20 protein-coding genes are annotated in these 21,808 nt (G+C 69.5%); 7 read left to right on the top strand and 13 right to left on the bottom strand.

The window, feature by feature from the left end:
- Window positions 1-5: 5 nt before the first annotated feature.
- Window positions 6-1,157, bottom strand: coding sequence for a serine hydrolase domain-containing protein (locus tag ACQP06_RS11655; protein ID WP_433672233.1), 1,152 nt, complete (start codon window positions 1,155-1,157; stop codon window positions 6-8).
- 104 nt (window positions 1,158-1,261) lie between these two features.
- On the bottom strand, window positions 1,262-2,377 hold the full coding sequence (locus tag ACQP06_RS11650; RefSeq protein ID WP_433672232.1) for an alcohol dehydrogenase catalytic domain-containing protein: 1,116 nt from the start codon (window positions 2,375-2,377) through the stop codon (window positions 1,262-1,264).
- Between the two features lie 74 nt (window positions 2,378-2,451).
- Between ACQP06_RS11650 and ACQP06_RS11645 the strand changes: the two genes are divergently transcribed.
- A complete protein-coding gene (locus ACQP06_RS11645) occupies window positions 2,452-3,105 on the top strand; it encodes a class I SAM-dependent methyltransferase (RefSeq protein ID WP_433672231.1) in 654 nt (217 codons plus the stop codon).
- Between the two features lie 4 nt (window positions 3,106-3,109).
- Here ACQP06_RS11645 and ACQP06_RS11640 read toward each other — a convergent pair whose 3' ends face one another.
- The 3 genes from ACQP06_RS11640 to ACQP06_RS11630 form a co-directional block, all read right to left on the bottom strand.
- Window positions 3,110-3,847 (bottom strand): LppU/SCO3897 family protein, encoded by a 738-nt coding sequence (locus ACQP06_RS11640; protein WP_433672230.1) that lies wholly within the window; start codon window positions 3,845-3,847, stop codon window positions 3,110-3,112.
- Between the two features lie 84 nt (window positions 3,848-3,931).
- Complete coding sequence (locus ACQP06_RS11635) at window positions 3,932-5,341, bottom strand: pentapeptide repeat-containing protein (protein ID WP_433672229.1); 1,410 nt, start codon at window positions 5,339-5,341, stop codon at window positions 3,932-3,934.
- 205 nt (window positions 5,342-5,546) lie between these two features.
- Window positions 5,547-6,770, bottom strand: a complete 1,224-nt coding sequence (locus tag ACQP06_RS11630; RefSeq protein WP_433672228.1) for an MFS transporter — start codon at window positions 6,768-6,770, stop codon at window positions 5,547-5,549.
- Window positions 6,771-6,861: 91 nt separating this feature from the next.
- Here ACQP06_RS11630 and ACQP06_RS11625 point away from each other — a divergent pair, with 91 nt between their 5' ends.
- Entirely contained in the window at window positions 6,862-7,182 is a 321-nt protein-coding gene (locus ACQP06_RS11625; RefSeq protein ID WP_379278789.1) for an ArsR/SmtB family transcription factor, read from the top strand.
- Between the two features lie 168 nt (window positions 7,183-7,350).
- On the opposite strand, the gene ACQP06_RS11620 is transcribed toward ACQP06_RS11625, so the two are convergent.
- From ACQP06_RS11620 to ACQP06_RS11600, 5 genes are all read right to left on the bottom strand, one after another.
- Window positions 7,351-9,501: a protein kinase domain-containing protein gene (locus ACQP06_RS11620; protein WP_433672227.1), complete on the bottom strand. Its 2,151-nt coding sequence runs from the start codon at window positions 9,499-9,501 to the stop codon at window positions 7,351-7,353.
- An 84-nt stretch (window positions 9,502-9,585) separates the two neighbouring features.
- Window positions 9,586-10,875 (bottom strand): M16 family metallopeptidase, encoded by a 1,290-nt coding sequence (locus ACQP06_RS11615; RefSeq protein ID WP_433673294.1) that lies wholly within the window; start codon window positions 10,873-10,875, stop codon window positions 9,586-9,588.
- A 148-nt stretch (window positions 10,876-11,023) separates the two neighbouring features.
- Window positions 11,024-13,285, bottom strand: coding sequence for a polyribonucleotide nucleotidyltransferase (locus ACQP06_RS11610; RefSeq protein ID WP_433672226.1), 2,262 nt, complete (start codon window positions 13,283-13,285; stop codon window positions 11,024-11,026).
- Between the two features lie 448 nt (window positions 13,286-13,733).
- Window positions 13,734-14,003 (bottom strand): 30S ribosomal protein S15, encoded by a 270-nt coding sequence (gene rpsO, locus ACQP06_RS11605; protein ID WP_213556830.1) that lies wholly within the window; start codon window positions 14,001-14,003, stop codon window positions 13,734-13,736.
- A gap of 133 nt (window positions 14,004-14,136) precedes the next feature.
- Window positions 14,137-15,096: a bifunctional riboflavin kinase/FAD synthetase gene (locus tag ACQP06_RS11600; RefSeq protein WP_433672225.1), complete on the bottom strand. Its 960-nt coding sequence runs from the start codon at window positions 15,094-15,096 to the stop codon at window positions 14,137-14,139.
- Window positions 15,097-15,270: 174 nt separating this feature from the next.
- Here ACQP06_RS11600 and ACQP06_RS11595 point away from each other — a divergent pair, with 174 nt between their 5' ends.
- Entirely contained in the window at window positions 15,271-16,044 is a 774-nt protein-coding gene (locus ACQP06_RS11595) for a metal-dependent transcriptional regulator (RefSeq protein WP_433672224.1), read from the top strand.
- A 31-nt stretch (window positions 16,045-16,075) separates the two neighbouring features.
- On the opposite strand, the gene ACQP06_RS11590 is transcribed toward ACQP06_RS11595, so the two are convergent.
- On the bottom strand, window positions 16,076-16,537 hold the full coding sequence (locus ACQP06_RS11590) for a phage tail protein (protein WP_433672223.1): 462 nt from the start codon (window positions 16,535-16,537) through the stop codon (window positions 16,076-16,078).
- Window positions 16,538-16,715: 178 nt separating this feature from the next.
- Here ACQP06_RS11590 and ACQP06_RS11585 point away from each other — a divergent pair, with 178 nt between their 5' ends.
- Entirely contained in the window at window positions 16,716-16,988 is a 273-nt protein-coding gene (locus ACQP06_RS11585; RefSeq protein ID WP_433672222.1) for a hypothetical protein, read from the top strand.
- A gap of 18 nt (window positions 16,989-17,006) precedes the next feature.
- Here ACQP06_RS11585 and ACQP06_RS11580 read toward each other — a convergent pair whose 3' ends face one another.
- Entirely contained in the window at window positions 17,007-17,729 is a 723-nt protein-coding gene (locus ACQP06_RS11580) for an SDR family oxidoreductase (protein ID WP_433672221.1), read from the bottom strand.
- 1,120 nt (window positions 17,730-18,849) lie between these two features.
- On the opposite strand from ACQP06_RS11580, the gene ACQP06_RS11575 reads away from it, so the two are divergent.
- Complete coding sequence (locus tag ACQP06_RS11575; RefSeq protein WP_433672220.1) at window positions 18,850-19,257, top strand: YciI family protein; 408 nt, start codon at window positions 18,850-18,852, stop codon at window positions 19,255-19,257.
- On the top strand, window positions 19,254-20,399 hold the full coding sequence (locus ACQP06_RS11570; RefSeq protein ID WP_433672219.1) for an RNA polymerase sigma factor: 1,146 nt from the start codon (window positions 19,254-19,256) through the stop codon (window positions 20,397-20,399). Before ACQP06_RS11575 ends, ACQP06_RS11570 begins: the two co-directional genes overlap by 4 nt.
- Window positions 20,400-20,407: 8 nt before the next feature.
- Here ACQP06_RS11570 and ACQP06_RS11565 read toward each other — a convergent pair whose 3' ends face one another.
- Entirely contained in the window at window positions 20,408-21,007 is a 600-nt protein-coding gene (locus ACQP06_RS11565) for a TetR/AcrR family transcriptional regulator (protein WP_433672218.1), read from the bottom strand.
- A 60-nt stretch (window positions 21,008-21,067) separates the two neighbouring features.
- Between ACQP06_RS11565 and ACQP06_RS11560 the strand changes: the two genes are divergently transcribed.
- Window positions 21,068-21,805 (top strand): nuclear transport factor 2 family protein, encoded by a 738-nt coding sequence (locus ACQP06_RS11560; protein WP_433672217.1) that lies wholly within the window; start codon window positions 21,068-21,070, stop codon window positions 21,803-21,805.
- The last annotated feature ends 3 nt before the right edge of the window (window positions 21,806-21,808 follow it).

The raw sequence follows: 21,808 nt of genomic DNA, 5'->3' as shown, positions 1-21,808 counted from the left end.
GGCGCTCACAGCGCGCCGTAGGCCGCGTCGATCAGGTTGTAGGCGCGGCGGTCTCCGGAGAGCCAGTCGCGGCGCAGGTTCGGGGTGAAGGCGATCGCGAGCCGATTCGCGGTGTCGCCCAGGCCGATCGCGCCGCCCGCGCCGGGATGACCGAAGGCCGTGGGGCGGGCGGTCTCGGGCAGGATCATGTTCTCCGAGGGCAGCATGTAGCCCAGGCCGAAGGCGCTCTCCAGGGTCAGCACGGCGTCGCGGCCGCGCACGCGCTCACGGACGGCGTCGGCGAGGACGTCCGCGGGCAGGAGGTCACCGGCCGCCAGGTCGGCGTAGAAGCGGGCCAGGGCGCGGGCAGTGGTGACCAGTCCGGTCGAGGGCCAGCCGCCGGCCAGCACCTCCGGATTGTTGTAGGAGCCCAGGGGGTTGGTGGAGGCGCGCAGCGCGAGCGATTGCGGGTCCCGGAAGGCGCGCGCCATCTCGGCCACCGTCGCGGCGCTGATCGGGGCGGGGTCGGTCCACGCCTGGTCGGCGGCGGGCGGAGCGCCCACGCGGGCGGCCTGTTCCGCGATCTCGGGCGGCGCGCCGATCCACAGCTGGTCGCCGAAGTTCCGGCGCACGTACTCGCCGACCGTGAATCCCGTGTGGCGGCGGACGAATTCGCCGAGCAGCCAGCCGAAGGTCAGGGCGTGGTAGCCGTGTTCGGTGCCGGGCTTCCACACCGGGTGTTGTTCGGCCAGCCGGGCCGCCATCGCCCGCTGGTCCGCCGCGTCAGCGGTGGAGACGGGACGCTCGAAGACGGGCAGACCCGCTCGATGGGTGAGCAGATCGGCCAGGGTCGTCGAATCCTTGCCCCCGACACCGTATCCCGGCCACCAGTCGGTGACCGGATCGTCCAGGCCGACGCCGCGCTCGTGCGCCACCAGGAGCGCGGCGGTGGCGGTGACACCCTTCGTGCACGAGTAGGTGACCACCGGGGTGTCGCGCAGCCAGGGCCGCTTGGCGCGCGTGTCGGCGAGGCCGCCCCACAGGTCGACAACCGGGCGGCCGTCGACGAACACGGCCACGGCCGCGCCCGCGTTCGCCCCGTCCGCGAAGCTAGCTTCGAACACCTCCCGCACCGCCCGGAATGCCGGGTCGACCTGGCCTTCCACGAATCCGCTCATGGCCAAATTAGAACACGTTCTAGTTCAGGACGGAACCAATATCAGGAATTGCGAGACAAGGTGATCCCCCAGGTCACTGCCTGCTGGAGCGGAAGATCCGCGCGTCAGTCGAAGACGATGACCTGGCGGAGGGCGTGGCCGGCGGCCAATTCGTCCATGGCGTGGTTGATTTCGTCGAGGCGGATGCGGGAGGAGACGAGGCGCTCGACCGGGAGGGTGCCCTCGCGCCACATGCGGACGAATTCGGGGATGTCGCGGGACGGGACGGCGGAACCGAGGTAGCTGCCGACGATGGTGCGGCCCTGGGCCACCAGGGCCAGCGGGGAGATGCTGGCGCGGGCGTCGGGGGCGGGCAGGCCCACGGTGACCGTGGTGCCGCCGGGAGCCGTTGCGGCCACGGCGGTTTCGAAGGCGCGGATGTTGCCGGCGGCCTCGATGACGACTTCGGCCTGGATATTGTCGGCGGCGATCTGCTGTGGGGTGTAGGCGGCGGTCGCGCCGAGTTCCAGTGCGGTCTTCAACTTCTCGGGGACGGTGTCGACCGCGATGACCTCCTGGCCGGTGCTCGCGCGCAGGGCGGCGCCCACCAGCACCGCGGCCATGCCGACGCCGCCGAGACCGACCACCATGATGCGGTCCTTCGGGCCGGGCTTGGCCGAATTCAGCAGTGCGCCACCGCCGGTGAGGACGGCGCAGCCGAGGACGGCGGCCACCTCCGCGGGCACGTCGTCGTCGACGGGCACCACCGAATGGCGGTCGACGACAGCGTGGGTGGCGAACCCGGACACGCCCAGGTGGTGATGGACCTCCACGCCGTCGCGGAGCAAACGCCGCCCGCCCGCGAGGAGTTCGCCCGCATTGTTGGCGAGACTGCCGGGCTCGCACGGGGTGCGGCCGTCGGTGGCGCAGCCCGCGCAGGAGCCGCAGCGGGGCAGGAAGGTCATGATGACGCGCTGGCCGACAGCCAGGTCGGAGTCGCCGGGGCCGAGCGCCTCGATGCGGCCCGCGGCCTCGTGGCCCAGCAGCATGGGGACGGGGCGGACGCGATTGCCGTCCACCACGGACAGGTCGGAATGGCACAGGCCCGCCGCCTCGATCCGGATCAGCAGCTCGCCCGGGCCGGGTTCGCCCAGGTCCAGCTCGCTGATGGTGATCGGCTTCGAGTCGGCGAAGGGCGTCGACGCCCCGATCTGTTCCAGGACGGCACCACGAATCCTCATGCGCCCGACGCTACTCCATCGCACCTTCCCAGACAGTCCGGAATCTGTTTCCATGGAGCCGGACAGGAGCACACATGACCACTTCGCTGACCACCGGCAATCGCGCCTTCAACCATGTGGTGACGCGGTTCTGGGGCAATGTCGCCCGCGCCTACGACACCGCCGCCCTGCAACACCTCGTCTACCGCCCGCCGCAGGATCAGATGATCGCCGAGCTGCGCGCCGCCGGATCCCGCCGGATCGCCGACATCGGCTGCGGCACCGGCATTCTCACCACCCGCATCCACCGCGAACTGCGGCCCGACGCGGTCTACGGCGTGGACGCCTCGGCGGGCATGCTGGAGCAGGCCCGCGCCCGCTCGGCCGAAGTCCAGTGGCGGCATTCCGCGGCCGAGCATCTTCCCTTCGACGACGGCGCACTGGACGCGGTCGTCACCACCAGCGCGTTCCACTTCTTCGACCATCCGGCCGCGCTGCGCGAATTCCATCGGGTGCTGGCGCCCGGCGGCCTGGTCGCGATCGCGACCATGCACCCCTCCGGTGCGGCATCGCGCCCGATCCAGCAGTTGACCCGCAGCCCGCGCTTCCCCGCGCACGCGCCGTCGCCGCGCGAGACCCGCAAGCTGCTGACCGACGCCGGTTTCGAGGTCGTCGATCAGCGCAAGGTGGCGCGGCCGCTGCCGTCGTGGCTGATCCCGGACGTCATCACCGTCGGCGCCCGGCGCTGACGCGTCAGTTCCCCGGGTTGTCACCGCCGCGGAAACACACGGTGAGTTCGAGCTTGCGCCAGATCACCCAGACCGCGCCGCGGCCGTCCCGGGGACAGGACGTGCCCGAGGTGGCATTGGCCAGCACGGCGGTGGCCTGGACGATGTGCTCGCCGGATGTCGCGCAGTCGACCTTCGACGGGGTCTCCATGGCGGTGGTGTCGTAGCAGACGCCGGTGCGCCAGTCGAAGGTCAGGCACAGGTGGTAGCGCGGCTTGCCGGTCTTGTCCTTGGGAGCGGAATCGAGCGTGTAGAGCGGGTCGGTGCAGGGGTCGGGCCCGTTCTGCAGCACCCGGTAGTTGGCGTCCACCGAATTGCAGTCCGACGGTTCGGGTGTGCCCGCTTTCCAGGTCGGGGCGCCCGACGCGTCCTTGGCTCGCTCGATGGGGACCTCGACGCAGTCCCCCGGCTTCAGGGACGCCATCGGATCGGGGGCGGTGGGTTTGGCCGAGGTGGTCGGCTGCCCGGCCTGCACGAGTTCGGGCGGCGCGCCGATCGGGTTGCCCGCGACGGCTTCCCGGGTCATGGGTGAGAGGGTGGCCATCACCGCGGCGAAGACGAGGATCCAGCCGGTCGCCGCGAGCGCCAGGGCGCTCACCCGCCGCCGCTTCGGTGCCGCACCAGCCCGGCTCGCGAGGGCCGCGGCCAGGCAGAACAGCAGAACCGCTACCGCGACAACCCAACCGACGCCGTGGCTCCCCACCACCCAACCCCTTCAACTCCGCTCGTCTGCAAGCTATCCCACGGCCGAGTTCCGGGCAAAACGGGCGACGGGCCCGCGGTTGGTTCAGGAGGCGAGTTCGGAGGCGGATTCGGCCAGCACCGGCGGCCACGGCGTCGGGGAGATATGCGACGGTTTGGTGGCGGGGCTCTCGTCCCAGTCGAAGTGGACGCCGACCCACGCCTTCGGGCGGTCGAAACTGACCTCGCGGGCGTCGAAGGCGGCACGGCGGAAGGAGATGTCGCCGAAGAAGTCACCCCCGGCGAAGACCACCTTGCGGCCCCCGAAGACGGTGTCGGCGAAGGAGACCGTGCCGTGGTACTCGGTGCGGGCGAACGACACTTCCTGGGTGCGGCCGGTACGCCAGCGGATCTGCGTGCCCAGGTGGGCGCAGTCGAAGGAGCTGGACTCGGTGTAGAAGCGGGAATCGGCGAAGGTGACTCGCGCGCCGGTGAATTCCGCGCCGGTGAAGGTGATGCGGTCACCGTCGAACACCGCGCGCTCGAAGGTGGTCTGATCGGCGGCGAAGACGGCATTGGCGAAGCTGGTCCGCTCCCCCGCGAACGTGGTGCGGTCGAACGCCGTTCGCGTGCCCCGGAATTCGGCGCCCTCGAAGCTGCCGCCGCTGCCGAAGGTGGCCTCGGCGAACGTCGCGGCGGTGTCGTCACGGTCGGCGCGGTGCACGGCGGTGTGGGTGAAGATCGCCTTGTCGAAGACGGCGGCGCTGCGGAAGATGGCCCCGCGGAAGGTGACCCGCTTGCCGAGGAACCGCGCCTGCTCGAAGGTGACCGTGCGGCCACTCAGGAACATGGCGTTGGTGAAGCGGGTATTGCGGCCCGCGAAGACCGCGTAGCGGAAGTCGGCGTTCTCGAAGACGGCGTCGGTGAAGTCGAAATCGCAGGAACTCCAGCGGGTCTCGGCCGAGGGGCGCAGATGTTCGGCGATTACCCGGACGATGGTGTCGCGGACCTGCCGGTCGTTCTGGCGGTAGGTGTACACGCGCTCGACGGCGGTGCCGTGGTCCTCGATGCGCTGGGACTTGGAGACCAGGTGGCTGGCGCCCTCCTCCGGTTGGTACGGCAGCCGCAGGTAGCCGCACAGCACATCCACGCACTGCTGGCGCCGCCAGCGCGCCGAGAACTCGTCGGCGACCCCGGCCATGGCGTAGACCCCGGCGATGCGGACCGCCACATCCGGGTCGCCGAGCTGACCGGCGGCGGCCCCGAAGACCTCGGCGAAGCGGCCGCGCTCGGCGTCGCGCTGCTTGCGGTAGGCCACCACCAGCGCGACCGCGCCGCCGATGCCCGCCGCCACCGCGAGCGAAATCCGGCTCAGGTCCAGCTGATTCGGCGTCTCGGCTTTGGCGCCGAGGAACCGCCACAGCCCCCACCAGGTGAGGCCCGCGATGGCGAGCCCGCCCGCCACCGCGGCCAGCACCGACACCAACAGACCCGACCGGTGTACCGTCCGGCTCACCACCCCACCGAACCTCCACCGCCGCATAGCCGAAGAATAGCGATCCGGGACGCGTCACGCATCGGATGCGGCAATTCCACCCCGACTTCGCGCACCCGAAAAACCGGGCACACCAGATCGTTTCGCCCGGAATGCCGCGTCCGCCCGGCGACCAGGGGGTCACCGGGCGGACGCGGATCCGACCATTCAGGAAGCGGGCGACCGTTCAGGCCGCTGCCGCGGCGGCCGCTTCCACATTGCGGCGCAGGCCGATTCCGGCCGCCCCGAGGCAGGCCAGCGCGACCACCGCGACGAACCACGGGAACACGGTGCTCAGGCCCCAGGTGGTGGCCGCCCAGCCCGCGACCACGGTCGGCACCGCCATGGCCGAGTAGGCCAGCAGATAGTAGGCCGACATGGTCTCGCCACGCTTGTGCTGCGGCACCACATTGGACAGGTGCCGCAGCGACCCGCCGAAGCCGAGACCGAAGGTGCCGCCCAGGGCAAAACCGGCCAGCAGCACCAGGACCCACTTGTGGGTGTTCAGCGCCGGAATGGTGAGCAGCAGCGCGATCGCCATGCCGATGTCACCCGCGATGGCCGCGCGCCGCGCCGGAATCCCGCCCGCCACGGCCTGGGCCAGCGCGCCCGCGGTCGCTGTGGAGGCCACCACCGCGCCGCCGAAGACCAGGTTGTGGATGCCGGTCTCGGCCGAGGCCAGCGAGGGGTACAGCGACAGCAGCACGCCCAGCACCGACCAGGCCGCCATCACGCCGAGCGCGGAGAACCAGAAGTCGCCGCGGATCTCCTGCGGCACGGCCGGTTTGGCAATGGTGATGCGCTGCTGGGCACGCGCCCCGTGCGGCTCGCGCAGGGCGAGCACACCGGCCGCGATGAGCACGCACACCAGCGTGATCACCACGTACGGGGTCCGCAGCGGATAGGGCGCGTACTGGGCCAGCACCGCCGAGCCCAGAATCGCCACGGCCATACCGACATTGAAGGCCACCCCGGACAGCTGGCCCGAGCGCGCGCCCGCCTGCGGCCGCAGATCCAGCAGCGCCGCCGCGCCCGCCACCACGATCGCGCCGACCGCGGCCCCGTGCAGGGCCCGCGCCAGCAGCAGCATGGCCACATTGTCGGCGAGCAGGAACACCACCAGGCCGACGATCATGGTCGCGAACGCGCCGAGCAGGACCGGCTTGCGACCCACCACGTCCGAGATCCGGCCCGACACCAGGACCGCGCCGAGCGCGGCCACCGCGTAGACGGCGAAGACGAAGGTCGTGGTGAGCGGGGAGAAATGCCAGCTGCGTTGATAGAGCCCGTACAGCGGGGCCGGTGCCCCCGAGACGCCGAGTGCGACGCCGCTGGCCGCGAGCACGAGCGCGTACGCCCAGCTCTGAGTGCCCTGCTCCGCGTCGGTCTCCACCGCCGTTGCCGATGCCATGCCGGCCTCCATCAGGTAAGTTTGAATCTTATCGAACTCACCGTATCCAAGGTTCGACAGTTATCAAACTAGTTTTCCCGTGAGGTAGGTCATGACCGACACCGACGCGCTGCCCGCCGTGGCCCCGCTCCCCGCGGTGCTCGGAGCCCTCCAGGACCCCGTCCGCCTGGAAATCGTCCGCCGGCTGGCCGACGCCGGCACCCCCCTGCGCTGCGGTCTCACCTACGACGGCGTCAGCAAGTCCACCGCCGCCCACCACTTCAAGATCCTCCGCGAAGCCGGCGTCACCGAACGCGTCACCATCGACGGCAACACCCACCTGCGCCTCCGCGCCGACGACCTCGACGCCGCCCTCCCGGGTCTGCTTCCCGCCGTCCTCGCCGCCGCGAACCGCGAACACGCGCCGGAGTAGCGCGCCCGGCCGCCGCGCCAGGCGATCGACCGCGCGCTGACTACTCCTCGGCGAAGGACAGCCGCCAACTTCCAGGACGGTGTCGACGGGGCACGGGAAACTGGCCGCGCCCGTGAAGGTTTCGACCACGCGCCACTTCGGTGGCGCTGGCCCCTCGCCCGCGACGGGTCAGGACTGGGTGAGCGGCAAGGACTTCCACCAGTCGATGACGCCGGTCGGGGTGGTGGGGATGCCACGGGTGTACATGAGGAATTTGTCGCGCTTGGGGTCGTCGAAGAACGAGGTGGCGAAGACCGTGGAGGGGACGTCGGGGGTGGCGTCGAAGCGGTGGTTGACGTACTGCTTCGCGCCGCAGAACTCCTTGAAGGTCAGATCCTCCAAAGCGCTTCCGGCCGGGCGGATCCGGCGGGCCGCCGAGCGCGCCACCGCGGCGGAATCGTAGGCGAAGACGATGTACTCGCGGACCTCGTGGTCGGCGGAGTACTGGCAGTCCCAGGCCGCGGCCCAGCCCTCGAAGGCGAAGGGCGGCAGGAAGTCCTTGGTGTCGTGGTCGACCACGCGGCAGCTGGCCGAGTTGAATCCCGAGCCCAGTTCCGGAGAACGCGGCACCAGCCCCGGGAAAGCCGCACTGATCTGGGCGATCTCGGCGGCGGCCGCCTTCGGCTTGGCGCCGCGGCCGGACGGGCTCATCACGAACACCACCACACCGAGCGCGACCGCCAGGCCCACGCTCATCACCACCAGCATGCGCAGGCCGCCGAGCCACCGGCCCGTACCCGGGGCGGTCATGCGCGGTGGCGGCGACTGATGCCGGTCCGTGCGCGGCCCGGACAGGGCGGGAATGTCGGTCAGCCGGCCCGAACGCACCGCCGCCGATTGCGGAATCCGCCGCGCCCCGGTCGTTTCCGACGGCGACGTCCGCCGCGCCCCGGTGGCGTCCGGCTGGTGCGCTCGCCGGGCTCCGGTGATCTCCGAGGGATGGACTCGCCGCGCCCCCGTGGTCTCCGAGGGATGGACACGTCGCGCGCCGGTGGTCTCCGACGGGTGCACGCGCCGTGCGCCGGTGGTCTCCGACGGATGTCTTCGGCGCGCGGAGGAATCCGGTTGCGATCCGCGTCGCGCCCCCGACGCCTCGGACTGCTGGCCCGGCCAGACCGCGGGTGTGTCCGGCTGCTGCACCCGACGCATCCCCGACGTGTCGGACTGCTGCCCGGGCCGGGGTGGCGCCGTGTTCGACTGCTGGCCCCGCCGCGTCCCCGAGGAGTCGGACTGCTGCCCGGGCCAGGGTGGCGGCGTAGTGGACTGCTGCCCCCGCCGCACCGCGCTGGGGTCCGATTGCTGCCATCGACCCGCCGCTGAATCCGCTTGCGCCGCTCGCGAACCCGACGTGTTCCGGGTCCCCCGGCGGCCGGTGGACGGCGTCGCGGTCCGTCGCGCGGACGGATCTGCGCCTCCGCGGCGCGGCGGTGCGTGCGAGCTCTCGACCGCGGTCCCCTCGGCCAGCGCGCGTTGCGCGGCCGCCGCGAAGTCCGAACAGGTCGGGTATCGGTCGTCCGGGTTCTTGGCCAGGGCGCGGGCCAGGACCGGATCCAGGGTCGCCGGTAGGTCGGGCCGCAGGCTGGCGATCGGGGGCGGGTTGTCGTACAGGTGGGCTTTGACGATCGCGCCGAGGTCGTTCGCACGGAAGAGCGGCACCCCGGTCAGCAGGCGGAACAGGGTGCAGGCCAAAGAGTATTGGTCGGCGCGGTGGTCGACCGGCTGGTTCTGCAACTGCTCCGGGGAGGCGTAGGCCAGGGTTGCCATGACCGAACCGGACCCGGTGAGGCGGCCGGTGTCCTCCTGTAGTCGGGCGATGCCGAAGTCGGTGAGCAGCACGCCCGCCTGCTGTTCGCGGGTCTCGCGGGCCAGCATGATGTTGGCGGGCTTGACATCTCGATGCAGCACGCCGACCCGGTGCGCGTAGTCGAGGGCGTCGGCGGTGGCGGCGACGATCTCGACGGCACGCTCGGCGGTCATGTCGGTGACCGATTCGGCTTCGATGCCGTCGACGTACTGCATGGCGATCCACAGTCGCCCGTCCTCGACGCCGCGGTCGTAGACGGTGACCACACCGGGGTGATTCAGCCGGGCCGCGAGGTCGGCCTCGCGTTCGAATCGAGCGTGAGTCTCGCTGTCGCCGTGGTACTCCGCGTTCAACAGCTTCAGTGCGATCCAACGCGGCAGGCGTGGATGGCGTGCCAGGTACACGGCACCCATCCCGCCGCGTCCGAGCTCACGTTCGATGACATACCCGGCGAAGTTCTCACCTGGTTCGACCACGACCCCTCCCATTCCGGCGAGGTGATCATAGCCACAAACGGGCATACCTCACCGGCGGCTGGAGATTACCGCCGAGTAAGTATTTCAGCCGACCAGATTCCGCACGGATGCGGGCAGGTCGCGGGTGCGCCGGTACGGTCCGGCCACCGCCGCCCCGAACGGTCGCGCCAGCAGGCTCGTCGCGATCGAGGACACCTCCTCGGTGGTGACTTCGTCGATGCGAGCGAGGGTTTCGGACACACTGCGGTGATTGCCGTAGCTGAGCTCCGACCGCCCGATGCGGTTCATCCGCGATCCGGAGTCCTCGAGCCCCAGCACCAGTCCCCCGCGCAGCGAACCCTTGGCGCGAGCGCATTCGGCGTCGGTGATGCCATCGGCCGCCACCTCCTCGAGCACGCCGTGCGCCAGAGCGGCTACGCGACCGAGGTTTTCGGGCTGGCAGCCCAGGTACACCGAGAACGCGCCGGTGTCGGCGAAGGTGTCGACACTGGAGTACACCGAATACGCCAGCCCACGCTCCTCCCGAATGCGCTGGAACAGCCGCGAACTCAGGCCACCGCCGAGCACGGTGTTGAGCACCGACAACGGCCAGCGCTTCTCACCCTCGTGCCGGCCGAAGGCCCGGGAGCCGAACACCAGGTGCGCCTGCTCGCTGTCCCGGTTGATGCGCAGCAGTTCCGGATTGCCGCGCGGCCGGAACCTGCCCTCGCGGCGGGGCGCCGGCTCCAGTCCGGAGTCGAGCCGATTCTCGAAGGCGCGGAACACCAATTCGACGACGTGCTCGTGCTCGATATTGCCCGCGACCGCGACCACCATCCGGTCGGGCCGGTAACGGCGCAGGTGGAACGAGCGCAGCTGGTGCGCACCCATGGCCTCGATGGTCTCGACACTGCCGATCACCGGACGACCGATGGGGTGGTCGCCGAACAGCGCGGTCAGGAAGGCATCGCCGACCAGGTCCTCGGGATCGTCGTCGCGCATGGAGATCTCCTCCAGCACGACCTGCCGTTCCACGTTCACGTCGTCGGCGCGGCACAGCCCGTTGAGCACCACGTCGCTGACCAGGTCCACCGCCAGCGGCAGGTCCTCGTCGAGCACGTGGGCGTAGTAGCAGGTCTGTTCCTTCGCGGTGAAGGCGTTGAGCTCGCCGCCGACCGCGTCCATGGCCTCGGCGATGTCCAGGGCCGAGCGCGAGGGCGTGGCCTTGAACAGCAGATGCTCGAGGAAATGCGCGGCGCCGGCCACGGTCGGGCCCTCGTCGCGCGAACCGACACCGACCCATACCCCGATCGAGGCCGAGCGCACGCCCGGCACGTGCTCGGTCACGACTCGCAGGCCGCCGGGCAGGACGGTCCGGCGCACTCCGATATCCATTACGGGAGACTCGTTCCGGTCGATCGCCAGCGCAGAACCCCCCTGCTCCAGGTTGTGGAGCAAGGGGGCGTTGTTCTGCGAGGAGTCCTTCGCGGTGCGCGCGGAACCCGCGCGCACCGCGGACTGCTTCTTCGTCACAGAGAAATGATTACTCTGCGTTCGCGTCGACCGCAGCAGAGGTCGCGGAGTTGTCCGAATCCTCGTCGATCGGAACCAGCGAGATCTTGCCGCGGTTGTCGATGTCGGCGATCTCGACGCGGATCTTGTCACCCACGTTGACCACGTCCTCGACCTTGGCGACGCGCTTGCCGTTGCCCAGCTTCGAGATGTGGACCAGACCGTCGCGGCCCGGGAGCAGCGACACGAACGCGCCGAAGGCGGTGGTCTTGACGACCGTGCCCAGGAAGCGCTCGCCGACCTTCGGCAGCTGCGGGTTGGCGATGGCGTTGATCGCGTCGATCGCGGCCTGCGCCGACGGGCCGTCGGTCGCACCGACGAACACGGTGCCGTCATCCTCGATGGAGATGTTGGCGCCGGTGTCCTCGGTGATCTGGTTGATCACCTTGCCCTTGGGTCCGATCACCTCGCCGATCTTGTCGACCGGGATCTTGATGGCGGTGACGCGCGGAGCGTAGGGGCTCATCTCGTCCGGGGTGGCGATGGCCTCGGCCATCACGTCCAGGATGGTGTCGCGGGCGTCCTTGGCCTGGTTCAGCGCGCCGGCCAGCACCTGCGACGGGATGCCGTCGAGCTTGGTGTCGAGCTGCAGGGCGGTGACGAAGTCGCGGGTACCGGCGACCTTGAAGTCCATGTCGCCGAAGGCATCCTCGGCGCCCAGGATGTCGGTGAGGGCCACGTAGCGGACCTCGTCCTCACCCTTGTCGTTCTTCACGGTGTCCGACACCAGGCCCATGGCGATACCGGCGACGGGGGCCTTCAGCGGCACACCGGCGTTCAGCAGCGACAGGGTCGAGGCGCAGACCGAGCCCATCGAGGTGGAACCGTTGGAGCCCAGCGCCTCCGACACCTGACGGATGGCGTAGGGGAACTCCTCCTGCGAGGGCAGCACCGGCATCAGGGCGCGCTCGGCGAGGGCGCCGTGGCCGATCTCGCGACGCTTGGGCGAACCCACGCGACCGGTCTCACCGGTGGAGAACGGCGGGAAGTTGTAGTGGTGCATGTAGCGCTTGGAGGTCTCCGGGCCGAGCGAGTCGACCTGCTGCGCCATCTTCACCATGTCGAGGGTGGTGACGCCCAGGATCTGGGTCTCGCCACGCTCGAACAGCGCCGAACCGTGCGCGCGCGGCACCACGGCGACCTCGGCCGACAGCGCGCGGATGTCCGCGAGGCCACGACCGTCGATGCGGAAGCTGTCGGTCAGGATGCGCTGGCGGACCAGCTTCTTGGTGACCGAGCGGAAGGCAGCGCCCAGCTCCTTCTCACGACCGGCGAAGGACTCGGCCAGCTCGGAGAGCACGGCCAGCTTGATCTCGTCGGTGCGCTCGTCGCGCTCCTGCTTGCCCGCGATGGACAGCGCCTCGTTCAGCTCACGCTTGGCGGTGCCCTCGACGGCCTCGTAGGCATCGGGCTGGTACGGCAGGAAGATCGGGAACTCTTCGGTCGGCTTGGCCGCCAGGGCGGCCAGGTCGGCCTGCGCCTTGCACAGGCGGGCGATGAACGGCTTGGCGGCCTCGAGGCCTTCGGCCACAACGATTTCCGTCGGGGCGGAGGCGCCGTCGGCGATCAGGGCCAGCACGTTGTCGGTGGCCTCGGCCTCGACCATCATGATGGCGACGTCACCGTCGACCACGCGGCCGGCGACGACCATGTCGAACACGGCGTTCTCGAGCTGCTCGACGGTCGGGAAGGCGACCCACTGGCCCTCGATCAGGGCGACGCGCACGCCGCCGACCGGGCCGGAGAAGGGCAGGCCCGCGATCTGGGTGGACGCCGAGGCGGCGTTGATCGCGACCACGTCGTACAGATCCTTCGGATCCAGCGACATGACGGTCACGACGACCTGGATCTCGTTGCGCAGGCCGTCGACGAAGGACGGGCGCAGCGGCCGGTCGATCAGGCGGCAGGTCAGGATCGCGTCGGTGGAGGGGCGGCCCTCACGACGGAAGAACGAGCCGGGGATGCGGCCCGCGGCGTACATGCGCTCCTCGACGTCCACCGTCAGCGGGAAGAAGTCGAACTGATCCTTGGGCTGCTTGGAGGCCGTGGTGGCCGAGAGCAGCATGGTCTCGTCGTCGAGGTAGGCGACGACGGAACCCGCGGCCTGCTTGGCGAGGCGGCCGGTCTCGAAACGGATGGTGCGAGTACCGAAGGCGCCGTTGTCGATCAGGGCGACGGACTCGAATACGCCGGGCTCGACCTCGGCAGCGGAACTGGTCTGGGTGTCGGACATCTTTGTTATCTCAACCTCTCGTCTTCGCCGGATCCGGCACGTGTTCGTTCACGTGCCCACCGGCAGGCAGCCGTACCCGGCATGGGCGCGTGGCAGCCCTCGTGGCTGCCGCAACGCACACCCGGCCGGTATCCCCTTGGATACGGCGACGCGGAGGCGGTCATCGATCGAAGCCCTCCGGGCGCGCATGGTTCATCTCATACTTCGCGCCCCGAAAAGCCACTACCGAAGACCGACGCCACGCGACGGGTGCATACGGCTCGTGTTGGCGTATACCCGGCCGTGTTCCCCCTCGTGGGGAACCTCCGGCCACATATACGAAAGGCCAACGAGAAGGATTCTATGCCTCCCCGTTGGCCGGTTCGTCAACTACCTCTGCGAACAGAGGTCAAGTCCCTCGGCTGGCCGAGAGAGTATCCCTCGGCGGACCGAGAGAGCGCCACTGAATTCAGCGACGCAGGCCGAGACGCTCGATCAGCGAACGGTAGCGGTTGATGTCCTTGTCCTGCAGGTACTTCGACAGCCGCTTGCGACGACCGATCAGCGCCATCAGACCGTGGCGGGTGTGGTGGTCGTGCTTGTGCTTCTTGAGGTGCTCGGTGATGTCGGCGATCCGCTTCGACAGCAGCGCGATCTGCGCCTCCGGGGAACCGGTGTCCTTCTCGTGGACGCCGTACTCGGCGAGAATGGCCGACTTCTGCTCAGTGGTGAGAGCCACAGATACTCCTTGTTTCAGACCGCGCTCGGAAGTGACCGGGAAAACCCGGTTGGGCGCCACCGCGGACCGCAGCAAACCCGACGGGCCAGCTTACCGGAGCACCTGGTGTCGCGGAAATCGGCCCTGGCGTGCCCTACTCCTCGACTTCGCCGCCGAGGACCTTGCGGGCCTGATCGCAGTCGCGGCGGATGGCCTCGACCAGTTCCTCGATCGATTCGAACTTGCGCATGCCGCGCAGCTGCTCGACGAAGTCGACGGCCACGTGCTTGCCGTAGAGGTCGGCGTCGAAGTCGAGGATATGGGGCTCGACGGTGCGGTTGCGGCCGTCGAAGGTCGGGTTGGTGCCGACCGAGATGGCGGTCATGTGGCGTTCGCCCGCCAGCGGGTCGCCGGGCTCGAGGACGGTGAACCAGCCCGCGTAGACGCCGTCGGCGGGGATGGCGGCGTGCATGGTGGGGGCCACGTTGGCGGTCGGGAAGCCCAGGCCCTTGCCGCGGCCGTCGCCGTGCACGACCACGCCCTCGACGCGGTGCGGGCGGCCCAGCGCCTCGGCGGCGGCGCCCACATTGCCCTCGGACAGGCAGCCGCGGATGTAGGTGGAGGAGAAGGTGACCGCGTGCTCGCCCAGCAGCTGCACGCCGTCGACCTCGAAGCCGTAGCGGTTGCCCAGCTCGCGCATGGTGTCGAGGGTGCCGGCGGCCTGCTTGCCGAAGGTGAAGTTGTCACCCACCACGACCTCGGACACGTGCAGGCGGTTCACCAGCAGTTCCTCGACGTACTCCTCGGGGGTGAGCTTCATGAAGTCGCGGGTGAACGGCATCACCACGAAGACGTCGATGCCGAGTTCCTCGACCAGTTCCGCGCGCCGGTCCAGGGTGGAGAGCTGCGGCGGATGCGTTCCCGGGCGCACCACGTCCACCGGATGCGGGTCGAAGGTCATCAGCACCGACGGAACGCCGCGCACCGCAGCGGATTTCACCGCGCGGCTGATCAGCTGGGTATGCCCGCGGTGCACGCCGTCGAACACCCCGATGGTGAGGACACACCGGCCCCAGTCCGCGGGCATCTCCTCGAGGCTTCGCCATCTCTGCACACCGGAAGCCTACGCAAAGCGCGTCTCGGACAATATTCCGCCGTGCGGAAGACCACGGCCGGAAGCATGCCCGTCACCGTGTGTTCACCGGTCCGGGGCGCTCGGTGGCGGGTGCCTCTACCAGCGAGCGCGCCGATGTGTGAAACCGCGCGGCATGTGCCTAAGCTCGGTTACGTGCCCGGAAAACGAGACATCGCCACCCGCCGCGAGCTGGCCGATCCGTCCGCACCTTCCGAACTTCACGGGACCACCCTCACCGCCGCGAGCGGGGCGTCCAGCGTCGCACCGGTGCTGTCGTCGGTGGCCCAGGACTATCTGAAAGTGATCTGGACCGCGCAGGAGTGGTCGCAGGAGAAGGTGTCGACGAAGCTGCTGGCCGAGAAGATCGGCGTGTCGGCGTCGACGGTGTCCGAGGCGGTACGCAAGCTGGCCGATCAGGGCCTGGTCGAGCACGCCCGGTACGGGGCCATCACCTTGACCGAGGACGGGCGGCGGGCCGCCATCGCCATGGTGCGGCGGCACCGGCTGATCGAGACCTTCCTCGTCAACGAGCTCGGCTACGGGTGGGACGAGGTGCACGACGAGGCCGAGGTGCTCGAGCACGCGGTGTCGGAGACCTTGATGGAGCGGATCGACGCCAAACTCGGGCATCCGGACCGGGATCCGCACGGCGACCCGATTCCGTCGGTGGACGGGGCGGTGCCCACTCCCCCGGCACGGCAGCTCAGCGATTTCGGCGCGGGCGAATCCGGGCGGGTGGCACGGATTTCCGATTCCGATCCGGCGATGCTGCGGTACTTCGATTCGCTGGGTATCGCGCTGGATACGCCGATCGCGGTGGTGGAGCGACGCGACTTCGCGGGAACCATCGCGGTGCGGGTCGACGAGCGGACCATCGATCTGGGCAGCATCGCCGCCGAGGCCATCTGGCTGAGCGAAGCCCACTAATCCGGGTCGGACGCCGCCATCTCGGCGAGGGTCAGTACTCGCCCTTGATGACGAAGAAGGACCCTCGAATGGTGCCCGCCAGCTTCGACTTCTGCCGGGCGAATTTGAACGAGTCCAGCTCCTCGGGGATTTCCATGCCGTCGGAGAGTTTGAATCCGACGGCACGCTTGCCGGAGTCCGCGAGGGTGTACATCACGTTGATCGACAGGCCGCTCTCGTAGAAGACATAGGCCATGCGAATGCCCTCGACCTCGAATTCCGTTGCCTCGAGCGGCTTCGACTCGATGACGATCCCGCGCTCGTCGGCGAGAATCCTGCTCACCCAGGCGATGGTCTTCTTCGCCTTGCTCGCGGGCTCGACCGTGAAGACGTGGTCGTATTTGTTCTTGAAGTAGCGGGCTTCGTTGGCCCGCAGGCCCGCCAGGGCGGGTGCGACCGGGGACGACTCCAGGCCGACGGTCGAGACCGTGGTGAAATCCACCGCATAGGGCATGCCGAATCTCCTGAACGTGTCGGTCGTTTCGTGCCGGACCCTGCTCTCGAATTCTGCGCAATCCTAACTTCTTCGGACGGCTGTCCCGGTTAACCCGCGCCCGGGACGTCCGATAAGTACTCTTTGCCGCGGCATCACCCAGATGCCGGTGCAGCACAGCCATATCCGAAGGACCCGTATGAAGCGCGCATTCGTCACCGGCGCGGCCGCCGCCGCCCTCACCCTCGGCACCGTGGCCTCGGCCGCCGCCGCTCCCCTCGCCCTCGAGCCCGCTCCCGCCCCGGTCGCGGACAGCGGCAGCGGCGGGGGCGGCAGCGTCGGTGTCCTGGAGTACGCCTACCAGCACGGCGGCATCCCCGAGCTGGCGAGCAACCTGCTCAGCTACGCGCTGCTCTCCCCTTCCGCGGTGGCGTGCGGGCTGTCGGTGGACTGCACCCACATCACACTCTGATGTGCGCCCGGCACCGGCTCACACCAGCCGGTGCCCGCCGTCCACGTGCGCCACGGTCCCGGTGACGAACGCGCTCCTCAGCAGCGAAACCACCGCCACCGCAATGTCTTCCGGCTGCCCCAGCCGCCGCGCGGGCAACTTCTCCGCCATCGCCCGCCACCGCTCCTCCTTGTCCGGCCACGGCATCGCCTCCCAGATCCCGGTCATCACCCACCCCGGTGACACCGCGTTCACCCGGACCGGAGCCAACTCCACCGCGAGCGCCCGCACGAGTCCCTCCAGCGCCGCGTTGACCGCCGCCACCATCGCCCCACCTGCCGCCGGGCGATACGCCGCGATACCGGAAACAACAGTGAGCGACCCGTTCTCGCTGAGCCGCGCATGCTTCGCCAGCAACATCGACCCGATCAATTTCGTCTCGATGAATCCGCGCCCCTTCTCGAAATCGAACGTCGAGATCGGCCCATAGGCCCCCGCCACCTCCGCCGCGGTACTGATCACATGGTCGACGGTCCCCACCGTCTCGAACACCCGCGAAACCTGCCCCTCATCACTGACATCCGCCGCGACGGCGCTGACCTTCCCGTCCCCCAACTCCCGCACGGCATCGGCCAGCCGTTCTTCCGACCTTCCGACGATCACCACCTCATACCCCTCCGAGAGCAGCGAATCGGCAATGGCGAACCCCATTCCCGACCCACCTCCCACCACAACCGCGCGCCCAATCCCGTTTTCCGTCATGCCATTCAGCCAACCGCCGCGGACGCCCCCGGTCCACGACGCTTCCCCGAACCCGCCTTAGCTCCGACCTAACACCCCCGATCACCCGATCGAGGCAACCCGTTCACCGCGTGAAAGGTGATCCGAGGCTCCCCGACAATCCCGGCCCGCCCGGCAACCGGCATGAGCCGCTCAGCAACAAACCGCCGAAACGCCCCCTCCGATTCCCACACCTCCACAACCCGAATCCCGTTCTCCGTGGCCACAACCCACCCGAACAACCCCCCATCCGGCATCGCCCCACCGGCAGGCGCCCCCGCCATCTCCATCACACACGCGTACTGCTCGAGCGTCACCCCGTCGAACTCGATCTCCACCCCGACCACCATGTCCGGTCCCCCTTTCACTATCGAGAAACCTATTGGGCCAGACCACTCCCACCCCAGCACGCCCCCGAAACTCGGGGCTATAGCAGCGGCTCCGGACCAGCCCGAATCCGGTGTACTCGCCACACGCGTGTCGCTCCGCACGCTCCTTCTGCGGCCCTACCGGCTGCGAGCACCGTGCCATCGGCAAGGACTCCGAGTGTGCGACGCCAGCCCGCGGCGACTGCTACGACGTCCCGCCAGGCAGCTACGTCGCATTGCCCGTCGCTGTTCCATCCGGTCGCCGGCAAGGTCCCGGCGGATCGAAGCCCGACGGTGTGGGACTTGCCCGTGTTGTTGGCGGTGTGAACATTGCCGGCGCTTTCATCCGGGCCTCCCGACCACTCGAGGTAATGGACGATCAGCCCCTCGGCCTTGTCGAAACCGCCGACCACTTCCGAGGGTGAAGTCGACGAAAACCGTTCTCCGCCAGCCACTACGCCAAGTCCGCCCGATACTCGGCCGATACTACGGCGACCGCTGCGGGCGGTTGAACCGACATGAGCAGCGAACCGCGGCTGCCCGCGCCGACTCGGGTCGGCGCGGGAGGGGTAATGGCGGTGAGCCTGGTTGGCGGGCTGATGCGGTCGCTGACACGCATTTCGGTCGCTTCCGAAGTTTGTGTGCGGTGGGTGTCGAGAATGGGCGGGTGGCTCCGTCCCAGGGGTGACAGACACATTCGACCTGGCTGGTCGAAGCGAACCTAGGGAGACATCATGGCCAAGTATCTGCTGCTCAAGCACTATCGGGGCGCGCCGGCGGCGGTCAATGACGTGCCGATGGACCAGTGGACGCCGGAGGAGGTGACCGCGCATGTGCAGTACATGCGGGACTTCGCGGATCGGCTGGAGCGGAGCGGGGAGTTCGTGGACGCGCAGGCGCTGGCGCAGACCGGGACGTGGGTGCGGTCCGACGGGGAGGGGCAGCCGCCGGTGACCGACGGGCCGTTCGCGGAGACGAAGGATCTGATCGCGGGGTGGATGGTGATCGACGTGGACTCCTACGAGCGGGCGATCGAGCTGGCCGGGGAGTTGTCGGCGGCGCCGGGAGCGGGCGGGAAGCCGATCCACGAGTGGCTCGAGCTGCGGCCGTTCCTGAACGAGTCGGCGACGGCGACCGAGTGAACGAGGCGCTGCTGCGTGAGCTCGTCCCCGCGGTGATCGGCGTGCTCGTGCGCCGCGGGGCCGAGTTCGCGGCCGCCGAGGACGCGGTGCAGGAGGCGCTGATCCGGGCGTTGGAGACGTGGGACGCCGATCCGCCGCGGGATCCGAAAGGGTGGCTGGTCGCGGTCGCGTGGCGGAAGTTCCTGGATGCCGCGCGGGCCGAAACCTCGCGGCGGGGACGGGAACTCGCCGTGGAGGAGGAGCCCGCGGCGGGGCCGGTCTCCGCGATCGACGACTCGCTGTGGTTGTACTTCCTGTGCGCGCATCCCTCGCTGTCGCCGGGGTCGGCGGTGGCATTGACGCTGCGGGCGGTCGGCGGGTTGACGACCCGGCAGATCGCGGCGGCCTATCTGGTGCCGGAAGCGACCATGGCGCAACGGATCAGCCGGGCCAAGCGGCGGATCACGGGGCAGCCGCTGGATCGGCCCGGGGACCCGGGGACGGTGTTGCGGGTGCTGTATCTCGTGTTCAACGAGGGGTACAGCGGGGATGTCGACCTGGCGGCCGAGGCCGTTCGGCTCACGCGGCAGCTGGTCGCGGCGACCGAGGAGCCCGAGGTGTCGGGCCTGCTCGCGTTGATGCTGCTGCATCACGCGCGCCGCGCGTCCCGCACCGGGGCGGACGGTCGGCTGGTGCCCTTGGCGCAGCAGGACCGATCCCGTTGGGACACAGTCCTGATCGCCGAGGGCGTGGCGATTCTGCAAGCCGCCCTGGCCCGCGACCGGTTGGGCGAGTACCAGGCCCAGGCCGCGATCGCTGCCCTGCACGCGGATGCCCCGAGCACCGCCGAGACCGATTGGGTGCAGATCGTCGAGTGGTACGACGAACTGCTGCAGCTCACCGACACTCCCGTGGTGCGGCTGAACCGCGCGGTGGCGGTCGGCGAGGCGGACGGGCCGCGCGCCGGGCTGGCGGAGTTGGCCGACCTGGACCCGAATCTGCCGCGCCACACCGCGGCTCGCGCCTACCTCCACGAACGTGCCGGTGACCTCGGACAGGCCGCGGACCTCTACGCGGAGGCGTCCCGTGTGGCCACCACCGTGCCCGAGCGTGACCACCTCACCCGGGAGGCGGCCCGGGTACGGCAGGCGCTGCGTTCCTGAGCCCGTGATCAGGACCGGGTGACGGCTCCGAGCTGTGGCACGAGTTGTGTTGCGACAGTGGAGACATGCTCGACGAAGGCGGCCCGGTCGGTGCCGAGGCTGCCTTCGGTCCACTCCACGAACAGGGAGATGATCGCCCCGAACAGCGCGGAGAACTGCATCCGGATCGCGGGGTCGTCGGGTGATCCGGCGACGAGATCGCCGAGCGCGGCGGTGGTGATGGCCGGAAGGGTGTCGCGGACGTACCGGCGCAGGCGGGCGTCGGCGACGGGTTCCATCAGCAGGATCCGGCAGATTCGCGGGTCGGACTCCATCAGCCGGGCGGCCGCGTCGAACAGCCCGGCCAGATCGCGGGCGCCGATGGCGGGCCGGATGGCCTCCTCGAGTCGCACGAGCGCCGCCATGTACACGGCGTGCAGCAGGTCGTCGATGTCGGCGAAGCTCTCGTAGAAGAACTTCTGACTCAACCCGGCCGCACGGCACACGGCCCGCATGCCCAGTGCGGCAACGCCTTCCGTCCCGACGATCTCGGTCCCGGCCTCGATGAGCCGGACGCGCCGGTCCGCCACCCGGTCGTCGGTGCTGCGTCCGCCATAGCTCCTTGACACACCGAGACGATATCAGGAAGCATCTGCTTCAGAAAGCAGTTGCTTCCCGATGGAGTCGCGATGTTCACCGACCACCAGTTCCAGCAGGCCCTCGCACAATCCCGCCTGGCCCAACCGATCCCGAAGATCCTGGGCAACCGAGCCGCCCCGGTCGAAGTCCTCGACGAGCAGGCTCTGACCGCCATGACCACCCGGTGGTTCGACGAATACGAGCAGAAGATCGCGTTCTACGCCGACCACGGCCTGGACATCGCCTGGACCCTGGACTGGGCCAAGAAGTACTGGTGGAGCTGGCAAGCCCGCGATATGAGCTACAACCACGAGCTCTACACCCCCGACCTCCGCTACAAGGACGTCACCACTCTGGGCGCCACCATCGTCGGCCTCGACGAGTTCGTGGCCTACAACTTCGCCTTCTTCGACGCCATCCCCGACTGGCGCTACGACCCCATCCCCGGCCAGTCCTTCGTCGACATCACGCCCGGCGGCGAGGTGCGAATAGTGGTGCGCTACTACGGCAGCGGCCATCTGCGCGGGCCCTTGAAACTGCACCCGTACGGCGACGACGCCGTCTCCATCCCCGGCAATGGCGCCTTCGTCCAGTGCACCGCCGTGGACCGCTACCACTTCAACACCGACCACCTCATGTACGAGGGCGAAACCCTCTACGACCTGGTCGACGCCGTGCAGACGGCCGGCTTGCTGCCGGGCCCGAAGACGGGCTCCTTCCGGTGGATGATGCGCGGCGCAGCCCTCGCGACGCGGGCGGCAACGGCCCTCGGCCGCAGCGCCCGCTGACTC

The sequence above is a fragment of the Nocardia sp. CA-136227 genome, from assembly GCF_050955695.1.
GTDB lineage: Bacteria > Actinomycetota > Actinomycetes > Mycobacteriales > Mycobacteriaceae > Nocardia.
The sequence above is the reverse complement of the archived record's forward strand: the minus strand, read 5'-3'. Positions and strand labels throughout refer to the sequence as shown.